Source organism: Pantoea sp. Tr-811 (assembly GCF_011752535.1).
Classification (GTDB): domain Bacteria; phylum Pseudomonadota; class Gammaproteobacteria; order Pseudomonadales; family Pseudomonadaceae; genus Aquipseudomonas.
On sequence record NZ_VWXJ01000002.1, the window covers coordinates 324,067 to 338,878 of the forward strand.

Annotated in this window: 9 protein-coding genes; 7 read left to right on the forward strand and 2 right to left on the reverse strand. The window is 64.1% G+C overall.

The features are described from left to right. Window positions 1-47: 47 nt before the first annotated feature. Window positions 48-2,051: a BCCT family transporter gene (locus F3J44_RS03980; RefSeq protein ID WP_167270716.1), complete on the reverse strand. Its 2,004-nt coding sequence runs from the start codon at window positions 2,049-2,051 to the stop codon at window positions 48-50. Between the two features lie 477 nt (window positions 2,052-2,528). On the opposite strand from F3J44_RS03980, the gene betI reads away from it, so the two are divergent. The 7 genes from betI to trxC all read left to right on the forward strand — a co-directional run bounded on the left by betI (window position 2,529) and on the right by trxC (window position 13,923). Then, window positions 2,529-3,185 carry a transcriptional regulator BetI gene (gene betI, locus F3J44_RS03985; RefSeq protein WP_167064570.1) on the forward strand — a complete coding sequence of 219 codons (657 nt, stop codon included), beginning with the start codon at window positions 2,529-2,531 and terminating at the stop codon, window positions 3,183-3,185. 38 nt (window positions 3,186-3,223) lie between these two features. Further along, entirely contained in the window at window positions 3,224-4,696 is a 1,473-nt protein-coding gene (gene betB / locus F3J44_RS03990) for a betaine-aldehyde dehydrogenase (protein ID WP_167064573.1), read from the forward strand. Window positions 4,697-4,774: 78 nt separating this feature from the next. Then, window positions 4,775-6,472: a choline dehydrogenase gene (gene betA / locus F3J44_RS03995; protein WP_167064576.1), complete on the forward strand. Its 1,698-nt coding sequence runs from the start codon at window positions 4,775-4,777 to the stop codon at window positions 6,470-6,472. Between the two features lie 260 nt (window positions 6,473-6,732). Further along, entirely contained in the window at window positions 6,733-8,475 is a 1,743-nt protein-coding gene (locus F3J44_RS04000) for a potassium/proton antiporter (protein ID WP_167064579.1), read from the forward strand. A gap of 34 nt (window positions 8,476-8,509) precedes the next feature. After that, the gene (gene mscK / locus F3J44_RS04005) at window positions 8,510-11,818 is read left to right on the forward strand and encodes a mechanosensitive channel MscK (protein ID WP_167270718.1); all 3,309 of its coding nucleotides are present in this window, start codon (window positions 8,510-8,512) and stop codon (window positions 11,816-11,818) included. Window positions 11,819-11,896: 78 nt separating this feature from the next. Further along, entirely contained in the window at window positions 11,897-13,357 is a 1,461-nt protein-coding gene (gene selO / locus F3J44_RS04010) for a protein adenylyltransferase SelO (RefSeq protein WP_167270720.1), read from the forward strand. Window positions 13,358-13,488: 131 nt separating this feature from the next. Continuing rightward, the gene (gene trxC, locus F3J44_RS04015) at window positions 13,489-13,923 is read left to right on the forward strand and encodes a thioredoxin TrxC (RefSeq protein WP_167270722.1); all 435 of its coding nucleotides are present in this window, start codon (window positions 13,489-13,491) and stop codon (window positions 13,921-13,923) included. Between the two features lie 92 nt (window positions 13,924-14,015). Here the strand turns inward: trxC and F3J44_RS04020 are convergent, their stop codons facing one another. After that, window positions 14,016-14,789: a ParA family protein gene (locus tag F3J44_RS04020; protein WP_167064590.1), complete on the reverse strand. Its 774-nt coding sequence runs from the start codon at window positions 14,787-14,789 to the stop codon at window positions 14,016-14,018. Between the last annotated feature and the right edge of the window lie 23 nt (window positions 14,790-14,812).

Consider the following 14,812-nt stretch of genomic DNA (forward strand, 5'->3'; position numbering starts at 1 on the left):
CAAGTGCCTGCAGGGGGCTAGATAGTTATGCCTGGCCCCCCGAGGGCTTAGCTGTAGACCCGGCCCAGCAGCTGCCGGTGGCTTTCGAACTGGTCCAGCACATCGCGCACGATCTGCTCAGGCGCAAAGCCCATCAGGTCGTACTCCTGGCTGCCATCGTGCAGGTACACTTCGGCACGGTAGAAGCGCTGGCGCTCCTGGGGTTCGCCCTCGACCGGCGCCTCGCTTGGCGCGGCCAGGTAGCCGTCCAGGCTCACTTCGTAAACGAACGGGTTACCCTCGTCCATCATCACCCGCAGGCCCATCATGTTGCGCGACTGGCCAACCCGCGACTCCACCTCGAAGCCCAGTGCCTGCAGTTGTGCGACAGCGTCCTTGAGCGCAGGGCTGACCTGCTTGTCCATGAAGCGCTGCACCACGGCCTGGGTCGGCTGCAGTTCCAGCTGGGTCAGGCGCTCGCTGAAGCCGCGGCGGCCACGGGCGGCCAGTTCGGCACGTTCCTGCTCCACCGCCACGTCCTGCTTCATGGCCTTGTACAGGCCGAACATGAACAGCACCAGCACCACCGAGAACGGCAGGCCCGCCAGTACCACCATGGTCTGCATGGCTTCGAAGTTACCGGCGAACAGCAGGCCGATGGTCACCAGGGTGATGATCACCGACCAGAACACCACCATCCAGTGCGGGGCGTCTTCGTCGACCTTGCCGCCTTTGCACGACAGGTTGGCCATCATCACCGCGCCGGAGTCGGCCGGGGTGAGGAACAGCACGAAGCCAACGAACACTGCCACGCCGATCACGATCTTCGCGGCTGGGAAGAACTCCAGCAGCTGGTAGATCGACATCGAGGGCTGTTCCAAGGCGGTCTTGCCCAACTCCACGGCGCCCTGGTTGATCACCAGGTCCAGCGCGGTGTTGCCGAAGATCGACAGCCAGGCCAGGGTGAAGCCCAGCGGAATCAGCAGCACGCCGCTGACCAACTGGCGCACGGTGCGGCCCTTGGAGATACGGGCAATGAACATGCCGACGAACGGCCCCCAGGAAATCCACCAGGCCCAGTAGAACACGGTCCACAGGCCCAGCCAGCGCTCGGACTTGCCGGCTTCGCCTTCGTACACGTAGAGGTCGAAGGTTTTCAGCACGATGCCGTTGAGGTAGTCACCCACGTTCTGCACCAGGCCGTTGAGCAGGTGCAGGGTGTTGCCGCCCAGCAGCACGAAGATCAGCAGGCCGCTGAACAGCATGATGTTCAGGTTGGACAGGCGGCGAATGCCGTTCTCCACGCCCGATACCGCGGCCACGGTGGCAACGCCGGCCATCACCAGGATCACCACCAGCAGGTTGGTCTTGCTGTGGTCCATGCCGAACAGGTATTCCAGGCCAGAGGCCACCTGCATCGAGCCGATGCCCAGGTTGGTCACCAAGCCCAGCAGGGTCACGAACATGCCGAAGATGTCCACGGCATTGCCCGCAGCACCCTTGACCCAGCGCTCACCCACCAGCGGGTACAGCGCCGAGCGCAGGGCCAGCGGCTGGTTGTGGCGGTAGGCAAAATAGCCCACGGCCAGGCCCACCAGGGCGTAGATCGCCCAACCATGCAGGCCCCAGTGCAGGAAGGTCAGCTGCAGGCCCTGGCGCGCGGCCTCAAGGCTGGCAGGGGTACCCTCGGGTGGGTTGAAGTAGTGGTCCAGCGGCTCGGAGGCGCCGAAATACAGCAGCGAAATACCGATACCGGAGGAGAACAGCATGCCGGCCCAGGCGCCGTAGCTGAAATCTGGCTGGTCATCCTTGCCGCCAAGCTTGAGCTTGCCGTAGTCGGAGAAGGCCAGGTACACGACGAACAGCAGGTAACTGCAGATCACCAGCATGTAGTACCAGCCGAAGGTGCGCGTCAGCCACTTCTGGGCAACGCCCAGCACCTGGCCGGCAGTTTCGGGGACAGCGATCAGCAAGGCAGTCAGAACGAGGATCATCAGCGCGGAGGTGAAGAACACCACGCGGTTGACCCGTACCCTCTCGGCGGGGGGCTTGGTAAGTGAGGCAGAACTCATTGCACGAATGCTCCGGGCAGTACGGCTTGTGGAGGCTAATCAGTCTTTCCCGAGCAATTGGTGGAATATCCCCACTGCATCAGGTGTTATAAAAGCACCCTGGAAACCGTGATCCCGAATCGATACGTTGCAAAAAACAGACAGGTGGCCTGCTGCAAATGCCGTTACCTCATGCGAGGTGCGCGCATTCGCCACAGATCACCCCGCCCGCTCCAAGGGCCTGTCGCAGGGCCAGTGGCCGCACGGCAGAATCTGCATTTCGCATCGCTGATGCCCGTCAACGCCTTGTATTCCGGGGGTTACACGATTTCCTGGGGTGTCAATCCGTGCCTTCTCGACCGCCTGAAAAACTGTCAATGGCACAAATTGTCGCAGAGCTTATTCTTTATTGATTGAACGTTCAATCAAAACAAAATAGACTGGCCTTCGCCGAGTCAGCCGCCTGTCGTCTGCTCGCAGGCCTGAGGAGATAGCAAGATGCCCAAGGTCGGTATGCAACCCATCCGCCGCCAGCAGTTGATCGAAGCCACGTTGCAGGCGGTCGATCAGGTCGGACTGGGGGACGCCAGCATTGCGCTGATTGCCCGTTTGGCCGGTGTGTCAAACGGCATCATCAGTCACTACTTTCGGGACAAGAACGGCCTGATCGCAGCGACGATGGGTTACATCATGAACATGCTCAACGAAGGCGTTCGAGCACGTCGCCAGGCCCTGACGGACGACAGCCCGCGCGCTCACCTGAAAGTGATCATCGAGGGCAACTTCGATGCCAGCCAGGTGAACGGCCCGGCAATGAAAACCTGGTTGGCCTTCTGGGCTTCCAGCATGCACCAGCCCGATTTGCACAGGTTGCAGCGGATCAACGATCACCGCCTGTATTCAAACCTGTGCTGCCAGTTCCGCCGCGCCCTGCCGCTCTACCATGCGCGCAAGGCTGCCCGCGGCCTGGCGGCCCTGATCGACGGCCTGTGGCTGCGTGGTGCCCTGTCGGGTGATGCATTCGACACCGACCAGGCGATACGGATTGCTAACGAATACATGGATCTACAACTGGCTAAGCAGCACACCCTGGGCACAACCGACCAGGCTGCTGACCCAACGCGCACAGCCCACGCCAACCCGGCAGGAGCGTGACGCGCAAGCCAACCACACACTGCACTTGCGAGGACACTATGGCCCGTTTCGGAACGCAAAAACTCTACATTGATGGCGCTTACGTCGACGCTGGCAGCGATGCCACCTTCGAAGCCATCAACCCGGCTACCGGCGAAGTCCTCGCCCACGTGCAACGTGCCACCGAGGCTGACGTCGAGAAGGCCGTGCAAAGCGCCGAGCGCGGCCAGAAGGTCTGGGCAGCGATGACTGCCATGCAGCGTTCGCGCATCCTGCGCCGCGCCGTCGACATCCTGCGCGAGCGCAACGATGAGCTGGCCATGCTGGAAACCCTGGACACCGGCAAGTCGTACTCGGAAACCCGCTACGTCGACATCGTCACCGGCGCCGACGTGCTGGAATACTACGCAGGCCTGGTGCCGGCCATCGAAGGCGAGCAGATTCCACTGCGCGAATCGTCCTTCGTCTACACCCGCCGCGAGCCACTGGGCGTGACCGTGGGTATCGGTGCCTGGAACTACCCGATCCAGATCGCCCTGTGGAAGTCCGCCCCGGCCCTGGCCGCCGGCAACGCGATGATCTTCAAGCCGTCGGAAGTCACCTCCCTGACCACCCTGAAACTGGCCGAGATCTACACCGAAGCCGGCCTGCCCAATGGCGTGTTCAACGTACTGACCGGCAGCGGCCGCGAAGTCGGCTCCTGGCTGACCGAGCACCCGCGCATCGAGAAAGTGTCCTTCACCGGCGGCACCACCACCGGCAAGAAGGTCATGGCCAGCGCCTCGAGCTCGTCGCTCAAGGAAGTGACCATGGAACTGGGCGGCAAGTCGCCGCTGATCATCTGCGCCGACGCCGACCTGGACAAGGCCGCCGACATCGCCATGATGGCCAACTTCTACAGCTCGGGCCAGGTGTGCACCAACGGCACCCGCGTGTTCATCCCGGCTGAAATGAAGGCGGCCTTCGAGGCCAAGATCGCCGAGCGCGTTGCCCGCATCCGCGTTGGCAACCCGGAAGACGAGAACACCAACTTCGGCCCGCTGGTCAGCTTCCAGCACATGGAAAGCGTGCTCGGCTACATCGCCAAGGGCAAAGAAGAAGGTGCCCGCGTGCTGTGCGGCGGCGAGCGCCTGACCGACGGCGCCTTCGCCAACGGTGCGTTCGTGGCCCCGACCGTGTTCACCGACTGCCGTGACGACATGACCATCGTCAAGGAAGAAATCTTCGGCCCGGTGATGAGCATCCTCACCTATGAAACCGAAGAAGAAGTGATCCGCCGCGCCAACGACACCGACTACGGCCTGGCCGCCGGTGTCTGCACCAACGACATTTCCCGCGCCCACCGCATCATCCACCAGCTGGAAGCCGGTATCTGCTGGATCAACGCCTGGGGCGAATCGCCGGCGGAAATGCCGGTCGGTGGCTACAAGCAGTCGGGCGTGGGCCGTGAGAACGGCGTCAGCTCGCTGGCTCAATACACTCGCATCAAGTCGGTCCAGGTCGAGCTGGGCGGCTACAACTCGGTCTTCTAAGGCCTTGTCACGCCACGCCCGTGCCGCTGCGCACGGGCGTTCCCGCTCCCTGTTCACCGCCAACACGAGGGTACTTCCGTGTCCCAAGAATACGATTACATCATCGTCGGTGCCGGCTCTGCCGGTAACACCCTGGCCACCCGCCTGACCGAAGACGCCGGCGTCAGCGTACTGCTGCTCGAAGCCGGTGGCCCCGACTACCGCTTCGACTTCCGCACCCAGATGCCAGCCGCCCTGGCCTTCCCGCTGCAGGGCCGGCGCTACAACTGGGCCTACGAAACCGACCCAGAGCCGCACATGGACGGCCGCCGCATGGAATGTGGCCGCGGCAAGGGCCTGGGTGGCTCGTCGCTGATCAACGGCATGTGCTACATCCGCGGCAACGCCATGGACTTCGACGGCTGGGCAGAGCTGCCAGGCCTGGAAGACTGGACCTACCTGGACTGCCTGCCGTACTTCCGTAAAGCCGAAACCCGCGACATCGGCCCGAACGACTACCACGGCGGCGACGGCCCGGTCAGCGTGGCCACGCCCAAGGCGGGCAACAACCCGCTGTTCCACGCCATGGTCGAAGCCGGCGTGCAGGCCGGCTACCCACGCACCGAAGACCTCAACGGCTACCAGCAGGAAGGCTTCGGCCCGATGGACCGTTCGGTGACCAAGAACGGCCGCCGCTCCAGCACCGCCCGCGGTTACCTGGACCAAGCCAAGAAGCGCCCGAACCTGACCATCGTCACCCATGCCCTGAGCGACCGCGTGCTGTTCGACGGCAAGCGCGCCGTTGGCGTGACCTACCTGGTTGGCGACAGCGAAGAGCGCGTCGAAGCCCGTGCCCGCAAGGAAGTGATCGTCAGCTCCGGCGCCATCGCCTCGCCACAGCTGCTGCAGCGCTCCGGCGTTGGCCCACGTGCCCTGCTGGAAAGCCTCGACATCCCGGTAGTGCACGACCTGCCAGGCGTTGGCGAGAACCTGCAGGACCACCTTGAGCTGTACCTGCAGTACGCCTGCACCCAGCCGGTGTCGCTGTACCCGTCGCTGCTGTGGTGGAACCAGCCGGCCATTGGCGCCGAGTGGATGTTCAACGGCACCGGCATCGGCGCCAGCAACCAGTTCGAGGCCGGTGGTTTCATTCGCACCCGCCCTGAGTTCGAGTGGCCGAACATCCAGTACCACTTCCTGCCAGTGGCCATCAATTACAACGGCTCCAACGGCGTGAAGGAACACGGCTTCCAGGCGCACATGGGCTCGATGCGTTCGCCAAGCCGTGGGCGTATCCAGGCCAAGTCGAAGAACCCGCGCCAGCACCCGAGCATCCTGTTCAACTACATGGCCACCGAGCAGGACTGGCAGGAATTCCGTGACGGCATCCGCCTGACCCGCGAAATCATGGCCCAGCCGGCGCTGGACCCGTACCGTGGCCGCGAGATCAGCCCGGGCGAGCACGTGCAAACCGACGAGGAACTGGACAAGTTCATCCGCGAGCACGCCGAAACCGCGTTCCACCCGTCCTGCTCGTGCAAGATGGGCACCGACGACATGGCGGTGGTCGATGGCGAAGGCCGCGTACACGGCATGAAGGGCCTGCGTGTGGTGGATGCGTCGATCATGCCGATCATCATCACCGGCAACCTCAACGCCACCACGATCATGATCGCCGAGAAAATCTCGGACAAGATCCGTGGCCGCAAGCCATTGGCACGCAGCACGGCCAAGTACTACGTGGCCAACGGTGCACCGGTGAAGGGCAAGGCGATGCGTGAGGTGAAGCAGGCGTAAGCCCGACCTGGCCTTTTCGCGAGCTTCGCTCGCGCCTACCGGGCCTGCGTCAATCCCGTAGGAGCGAGCAAAGCTCGCGAACAGGCCCTCCCGCGCAGCACAAGAAAAGGCACCCACCGCGGTGCCTTTTTTTCATCTGCAGAAACGCTTTACATGCTGCCAATTCATCAGGTTAGAATCGATTGGCACGCGACTTGCCATGTCAAAAGCGAAAGCCAATTGGCCAAGTCCCTTTCCCGCGCCACCCGGAGTACCTGCCCTTGGATGCCAGCACCATCAACAGCCTGTTCCTGATCGGCGCATTGCTGGTGGGTGCAAGTATTCTGGTCAGCTCGCTGTCCTCGCGCCTGGGCATCCCGATCCTGGTCATCATCCTCGCCGTGGGAATGGTTGCCGGTGTCGATGGTGGCGGCATCATCTTCAACAACTACCCCACCGCCTACCTGGTGGGCAACCTGGCACTGGCAGTCATCCTGCTCGACGGCGGCCTGCGCACACGGGTGGCAAGTTTCCGCGTGGCCCTGTGGCCAGCCCTGTCGCTGGCCACGGTGGGGGTGATGATCACCACCGCGCTGACCGGCCTGGTGGCCGCCTGGCTGTTCAACCTGAGCCTGATCCAGGGCCTGCTGATCGGCGCCATCGTCGGCTCCACCGACGCTGCGGCGGTGTTCTCGCTGCTGGGCGGCAAGGGCCTGAACGAGCGGGTAACCGCCACCCTGGAAATCGAGTCGGGCAGCAACGACCCGATGGCCGTGTTCCTCACCGTCACCCTGATCGACATGATCGCCAGCGGCCAGACCGGCCTGCACTGGAGCCTGCTCACCCACCTGGTCCGCGAGTTTGGCATCGGCAGCCTGCTGGGCCTGGGTGGCGGCTGGCTGATGCTGCAACTGGTCAACCGCATCAACCTGGCCGGCGGCCTGTACCCGATCCTGGTGGTGGCCGGCGGCCTGGTGGTGTTCTCGCTGACCAACGCCCTGCACGGCAGCGGCTTCCTCGCCGTGTACCTGTGCGGCCTGGTGCTGGGCAACAAGCCGATCCGCAGCCGCCACGGCATCCTGCACATGCTCGACGGCATGGCCTGGCTGGCCCAGATCGGCATGTTCCTGGTGCTGGGGCTGCTGGTCACGCCCCACGACCTGCTGCCCATCGCCCTGCCGGCGCTGGGCCTGGCCCTGTGGATGATCCTGGTGGCACGGCCGCTGTCGGTGGTGGCCGCCTTGCTGCCGTTCAAGGCCTTCCATGGCCGCGAGAAGGGCTTCATTTCCTGGGTTGGCCTGCGCGGAGCGGTGCCGATCATCCTCGCGGTGTTCCCGCTGATGGCCGGGCTGCCCGACGCCCAGCTGTTCTTCAACCTGGCGTTCTTCATCGTGCTGGTGTCGCTGCTGGTGCAGGGCACCAGCCTGCCTTGGATGGCCAAGCTGCTGAAAGTGACCGTGCCGCCGGACCCGGCGCCGATTTCCCGTTCTGCGCTTGAGGTGCACATCACCAGCGAGTGGGAGCTGTTCGTCTACCGCCTGGGCGCGGAAAAGTGGTGCATCGGCGCCGCCCTGCGCGAACTGAAGATGCCCGAAGGCACGCGCATCGCCGCGCTGTTTCGCGGTGAGCAACTGCTGCACCCCTCCGGCAGTACCGTGCTGGAAGTGGGCGACATGCTCTGCGTGATCGGCCATGAACACAACCTGCCGGCCCTGGGCAAACTGTTCAGCCAGGCGCCGCAACGTGGCCTGGACCTGCGCTTCTTCGGCGACTTCGTGCTCGAAGGCGATGCCGAGCTGGGCGCAGTGGCAGCACTTTATGGCCTGAAACTCGATGGCCTGGACGCAAAAATGCCGCTGGCGCAGTTCATCCGACAAAAGGTCGGAGGCGCTCCAGTAGTAGGTGACCAGGTCGAATGGCATGGCACGATCTGGACCGTGGCGACCATGGACGGGAACAAGATCCAGAAAGTGGGCGTCAGATTCCCCGAAGGAACGCGACCCGGACCAGGATTGTTCCTCTAAACTGCGTTTTCGCCCGATCCTAAGTAGTCTGCCTATGTCCCTGCGCGTGCACCTTCGCGCAGCCCTGCTCGGGCTGTGCCTGTCCCTCTCTTTTGCCGCCACCGCGGCAGAAGCCCCGACCACCGCCAGCATCCAGAACAGCCTCGACAAGATCGCCGAGCGCAAGCTGCCCGAAGCCGACCAGAAGGCCCTGCAGCAGGTGCTTGAACAGACCTTGGCGCTGCTGGCCAGCAAGGATGACAGCGACAGCAAGCTGGCCGCGCTCAAGCAGCAACTGGCCAGCGCCCCCAAGGAAACCACCGACAGCCAGAAGGAGCTGGCCAAGCTCAAGGACAGCAAGCCGCAACCGGTGGCCCAGCGCTATGCCAACCTCACGGTGCCGCAACTGGAGCAACTGCTCAGCGAGCGCAACACCTTGCAGGGTGAGCTGCAGAAGGCGTTGTCCGAAGCCAACAGCCTGATCATCAATTCCCAGACCCGCCCCGAGCGCGCCCAGGCCGAGATCAGCGGCAACCAGACCCGCACCCAGCAGATCAACAACATCCTCAAGAGCGGCAAGGACGGCGGCAAGCCCGTCAACGCCGACCAGCGCAACCAGCTCAATGCCGAACTGGCCTCGCTCAATGCCCTGACCCTGCTGCGCCGCCAGGAACTGGCCGGCAACGGCCTGCTGCAGGACCTGGGCAATGCCCGCCACGACTTGCTGATCGAACGCGCCGCGCGCCTGGAGCAGGAAATCCAGGACCTGCAGACGCTGATCAACGAAAAGCGCCTGGCCCAGTCCCAGCAAACCGTTACCCAGCAGTCGATCGAGGCGCAGAAAGCCGGCGGCAGCACCTTGCTGGCCAGCGAGAGCGCGGCCAACCTCAAGCTGTCGGACTACCTGCTCAAGAGCACCGACCGCCTCAACGAACTGACCCAGCAGAACCTGCGCACCAAGCAGCAGCTCGACAGCCTGACCCAGGCCGACCAGGCGCTGGACGAGCAGATCAGCGTGCTCAAGGGCAGCCTGCTGTTGTCCAAGATCCTCTACAAGCAGAAGCAGGCCCTGCCGCACTTGCGCGTGGACCGCGACCTGGCCGACCAGATCGCCGACATTCGCCTGTACCAGTTCGAGGTCAACCAACAGCGCGAGCAGATGAGCAACCCGGTGACCTATGTCGACAAGCTGCTGGCCAGCCAGCCGCAGGAAGACGTCACCCCGCCCCTGCGCAAGGCACTGCTGGAAGTGGCGATCACCCGCAGCGACCTATTGGAACGGCTCAACCGCGAGCTGTCGGCGCTGCTCAACGAATCGATCACCCTGCAGCTCAACCAGAAGCAATTGCTCGGCACCGCCCAAGGCCTGCGCACCACCCTCGACGAGCAGATGTTCTGGATTCCCAGCAACAAGCCACTGGACTGGGACTGGCTGCGCTACGTGCCGGAGCGCTTCGCCGACCAGGTCGCCAGCCTGCCCTGGGGCTCGGGCATTTCGGAACTGGCCGATGGCCTGATCCAGCGCCCGCTGCTGTTCCTGCCGCTGCTGCTGGTGATCGGCGGCCTGCTGTGGCGGCGCAAGTACCTGTACCAACGCCTGGGCAAAGTGCACCAGGACATCGGCCACTTCCGCCGCGACAGCCAGTGGCACACGCCCCAGGCGATTCTGATCAACATCCTCCTGGCGATGCCGGTGAGTTTGGGCCTGGCCCTGTGCAGCTACGCCCTGCAGATCGACGCCCGCGGGCAGAACGCCAACCTTGGCGCGGCCCTGTGGCAACTGGCCCAGGCCTGGCTAGTGTTCTACACCGCCTACCGCATCCTCGCCCCGGGCGGCGTGGCGGAAATTCACTTCCGCTGGCACAAGCCGCAGGTCGAGTTCCTGCGCGGCTGGGTGCGCCGCCTGGGCACCGTGGTGCTGTTCCTGGTGGGCGTGGTGGCGGTGGCCGAGCACCAGCCTTCGGCGCTGGCCGACGACGTGCTCGGCATTGGCGTGGTACTGGCCTGCTACGCGCTGATGGCCTGGCTGCTCAGCCGCCTGCTGCTCAGCAGCCCGGCGCACCGTGACACCTCACTGTTCCGCAAGGCAGTGGGGGTAGCCTTCACCGCCCTGCCCATCGCCCTGTTCGTGGCGGTGTGCTTCGGCTACTACTACACCGCGCTGAAACTCACCGACCGGCTGATCTACACCCTGTACCTGCTGATGTTCTGGCTGGTGATCGAGGCGGCGTTCGTTCGCGGCCTGTCGGTGGCGGCGCGGCGCCTGGCCTACCAGCGGGCGCTGAGCAAGCGTGCGGCGGCCAAGGAAGGGCTCGATGGCGAAGTGGTCACCGAAGAGCCGACCCTGGACATCGAGCAGGTCAACCAGCAGTCGCTGCGCCTGATCCGCCTGGCCCTGCTCGGCGGGTTCATCGCTGGCCTGTACTGGGTCTGGTCGGACCTGATCTCGGTATTCGCCTACCTCAACAACTTCACCCTGTACGAATACACCAGCGGCACCGGGGCTGCCGCCAGCATGGTGCCGATCAGCCTTGGCGACCTGCTTGGCGCGCTGGTGATCGTCGGCATCACCTTCGCCTTGGCCGGCAACTTGCCGGGCCTGCTGGAGGTGCTGGTGCTGTCGCGCCTGAACCTGGCCCAGGGCAGCGCCTACGCCACCACTACCCTGCTGTCGTACACCATCGTCGGGGTTGGCATCGTCAGCACCTTGTCTACCCTCGGGGTGAGCTGGGACAAACTGCAGTGGCTGGTGGCCGCGCTGTCGGTGGGCCTGGGCTTCGGCATGCAGGAGATCTTCGCCAACTTCATCTCCGGCATCATGATCCTGTTCGAGCGCCCGGTGCGCATCGGCGACACCATCACCATCGGCAACCTGTCGGGCACGGTGAGCAAGATCCGCATCCGCGCCACCACCATCACCGACTTCGACCGCAAGGACATCATCGTCCCCAACAAGACCTTCATCACCGGCCAACTGATCAACTGGTCGCTGACCGACACGGTTACCCGGGTGACGCTGAAGCTGGGCATCGACTACGGCTCAGACCTGGACCTGGTGCGCGAGCTGCTGCTCAAGGGCGCCCACGAGAACCCACGGGTGCTCAAGGACCCGGAGCCGATCGTGTACTTCCTGAACTTTGGCGAAAGCTCGCTGGACCATGAACTGCGCATGCACGTGCGCGACCTGGGCGACCGCAACCCGACCCTGGATGAGCTCAACCGCTACATCAACCGCGAGTTCAAGGCGCACAACATCAAGATTTCGGTGCGCCAGGTGGAGGTGTTCCTGATGGACACCAAGGCTGGCAAGCAGCAGTTGATCCCGATGGAACAGCCGAAATCGGATGGCACCCCGCCCGTGTAGGTGGACTCCATAGGGCATGAACGCCCAGAATGCTGCGAGGGCTTTGCCCCTTGCCACCGATACCCAGGAGCCGGCCCCGTGAAAGCCCTCGACCAACTCAGCTTCGACAACCGCTTCGCCCGCCTGGGCGATGCGTTCTCCACCCAGGTCCTGCCCGAGCCAATCGCCGACCCGCGCCTGGTGGTGGCGAGCGAGTCGGCCATGGTCCTGCTCGACCTCGACCCCGCCCAGGCCGAACAGCCACTGTTCGCCGAGCTGTTCAGCGGCCACAAGCTGTGGGAAGAGGCCGACCCGCGGGCGATGGTGTACTCCGGCCATCAGTTCGGCTCCTACAACCCACGCCTGGGCGATGGCCGCGGCCTGCTGCTGGCCGAAGTGCTCAACGACCGGGGCGAACACTGGGACCTGCATCTCAAGGGCGCCGGCCAAACACCCTATTCGCGCATGGGCGATGGCCGCGCCGTGCTGCGCTCGTCGATCCGCGAGTTCCTGGCCTCAGAGGCCCTGCATGCCCTGGGCATTCCCAGCAGCCGGGCCCTGTGCGTGGTCGGTTCAAGCACCCCGGTGTGGCGTGAAACCCGTGAAAGCGCCGCCATGCTCACCCGCCTGGCGCAGAGCCACGTGCGCTTTGGCCACTTCGAATACTTCTACTACACCAAGCAGCCCGAGCAGCAGCGGGTGTTGATCGACCATGTGCTGGGCGAGCACTACCCCGAGTGCCGCGACGCCGAACAGCCGTACCTGGCGATGTTCCGCACCATCGTCGAGCGCAACGCCGAGCTGATCGCCCGCTGGCAGGCCTACGGCTTCTGCCACGGCGTGATGAACACCGACAACATGTCGATCCTCGGCATCACCTTCGACTTCGGCCCGTTCGCCTTCCTCGACGACTTCGACGCCAACTTCATCTGCAACCATTCCGATGACCGTGGCCGCTACAGCTACGCCAACCAGGTGCCGATCGCCCATTGGAACCTCAGCGCCCTGGCCCAGGCCCTGACCACAGTCATCGAGGTGGAGCCGCTGAAGGAAGCGCTGGGCCTGTTCCTGCCGCTGTACCAGGCGCACTACCTCGACCTGATGCGCCGGCGCCTGGGCCTGACCACGGCACAAGACGAGGACATGGCGCTGGTCGAACAGCTGCTGCAGCGCATGCAGAGCGGTGGCGTGGACTACAACCTGTTCTTCCGCAAGCTTGGCGACAAGCCGGTTGCCGAGGCCCTGCAGAGCGTGCGCAACGACTTCGTCGACCTGGCCGGCTTCGATGCCTGGGGGGCGGATTACCAGGCCCGCTGCGAGCGTGAAGCCGGCAATGGCGAAGGCCGCCGCCAGCGGATGCATGCGGTGAACCCGCTGTATGTGCTGCGCAATTACCTGGCGCAGAAGGCCATCGAAGCGGCCGAGGCGGGGGATTACAGTGAAGTGCGGCGGCTGCACCAGGTGCTTAGCAAGCCGTTCGAGGAGCAGCCGGGGATGCAAGGTTATGCCGAGCGGCCGCCGGAGTGGGGCAAACACCTGGAAATCAGTTGCTCGTCCTGATTGACACCTGAAACTGTAGGAGCGGGCTCGCCCCGCGAACACCGGCGAAGCTGGTGCCATCCACCGCGCCGCCTGCTTCGCGGGGCAAGCCCGCTCCTACAGGGATCCGTGATAGCCATACTGGAGATGAAATGTCCGACCTACTGGTAATCCCCTGCCCCCACTGCAACGGCCTTAACCGTTTGCCTGCTGCCCGCCTGGGCGATGCGCCGAAATGCGGCCGCTGCAAACAGAGCGTGGTGTTGAGTACCCCGTTCGAACTCACCGAGGCCAGCTACCCCAGCCAGGTCAAGGGCGACTTGCCGCTGCTGGTCGATGTCTGGGCCGATTGGTGTGGCCCGTGCAAGTCCTTCGCCCCCACCTTCGAGCAGGCCGCCCGCCAGCTCAGCGGCCGCTGCCGCCTGGCCAAGCTCGACAGCGAAGCCAACCGCAACCTCGCAGGCCAACTCGGTATCCGCTCGATCCCCAGCTTGATCCTGTTCAAGAATGGCCGCGAAGTCAGCCGCCAGGCTGGGGCGTTTCCCCTGCAGTCGTTGCTGGAGTGGTTGCGTAGTCAGGGGATTTAGGGGCGTACGCCTTGGGGGTTTTGGCGCCTGCGAGATCGAGCGCCGCGCGGGCGGCGCTCGATTTCACAGGCGCTGAAACTGCCGAGCCAAACTCACCCATTCTCCTCAAGCAACGAATGCAACTCGACAAACTGCTGCGTCAGCTTGTGCCGCGGCTCCAGGTGAATCAGCGGCAAGCTGGCATGGTGCGATTCACGCATCTTCACCGAGCTCCCCAGGTACACCGGCAGCACCGGCAGGCCCTCCGCCAGCAACTCATCGAGCATCTGCTGCGGCAGGCTGGCGCGGGACTGGAACTGGTTGACCACGATGCCCTCGACCTGCAGGTCTTCATTGTGGTCGTCCTTCAACTCCTCGATTTCCGCCAGCAAACCGTACAGCGCCTGGCGCGAGAAGCTGTCGCAGTCGAAGGGGATCAGCACGCGGTCGGCAGCGATCAGCGCGGAAACGGCATAGAAGTTCAGGGCCGGCGGCGTGTCGATGTAGATCCGGTCGTAGTCCTCGTCCAACTCGTCCAGCAGCTTTCGCAGCTTGTTGATCTTGTGCTTGGCCTCAAGCTTGGGCTGCAGGTCAGCCAGCTCCGAGGTGGCGGTAACCACGTGCAGGTTGTCGAACGGGGTTTCGTAGATATCCACCTTGTTCTTCTTGCTGAACGGGCCGGTGGACAGGCTCTGCTTGAAGAAATCGGCGATGCCCATGGGGATGTCGTCGCCGGTCAGGCCCGTCAGGTACTGAGTCGAGTTGGCCTGGGCATCCAGGTCGATCAGCAGGGTCCGGTAGCCTTCGTTGGCGCTGACTGCCGCCAGGTTGCAAGCGATGCTCGACTTGCCCACGCCACCTTTCTGATTGAACACCACGCGCCGCATGATTGACCTCCGTGTATCAACGA

Coding starts and splice junctions, on each gene's coding strand:
- F3J44_RS04020 (WP_167064590.1), bottom strand. CDS start 14,789: ATGCGGCGCGTGGTGTTCAATCAGAAAGGTGGCGTGGGCAAGTCGAGC.
- F3J44_RS03980 (WP_167270716.1), bottom strand. CDS start 2,051: ATGAGTTCTGCCTCACTTACCAAGCCCCCCGCCGAGAGGGTACGGGTC.
- betB (WP_167064573.1), top strand. CDS start 3,224: ATGGCCCGTTTCGGAACGCAAAAACTCTACATTGATGGCGCTTACGTC.
- betI (WP_167064570.1), top strand. CDS start 2,529: ATGCCCAAGGTCGGTATGCAACCCATCCGCCGCCAGCAGTTGATCGAA.
- mscK (WP_167270718.1), top strand. CDS start 8,510: ATGTCCCTGCGCGTGCACCTTCGCGCAGCCCTGCTCGGGCTGTGCCTG.
- trxC (WP_167270722.1), top strand. CDS start 13,489: ATGTCCGACCTACTGGTAATCCCCTGCCCCCACTGCAACGGCCTTAAC.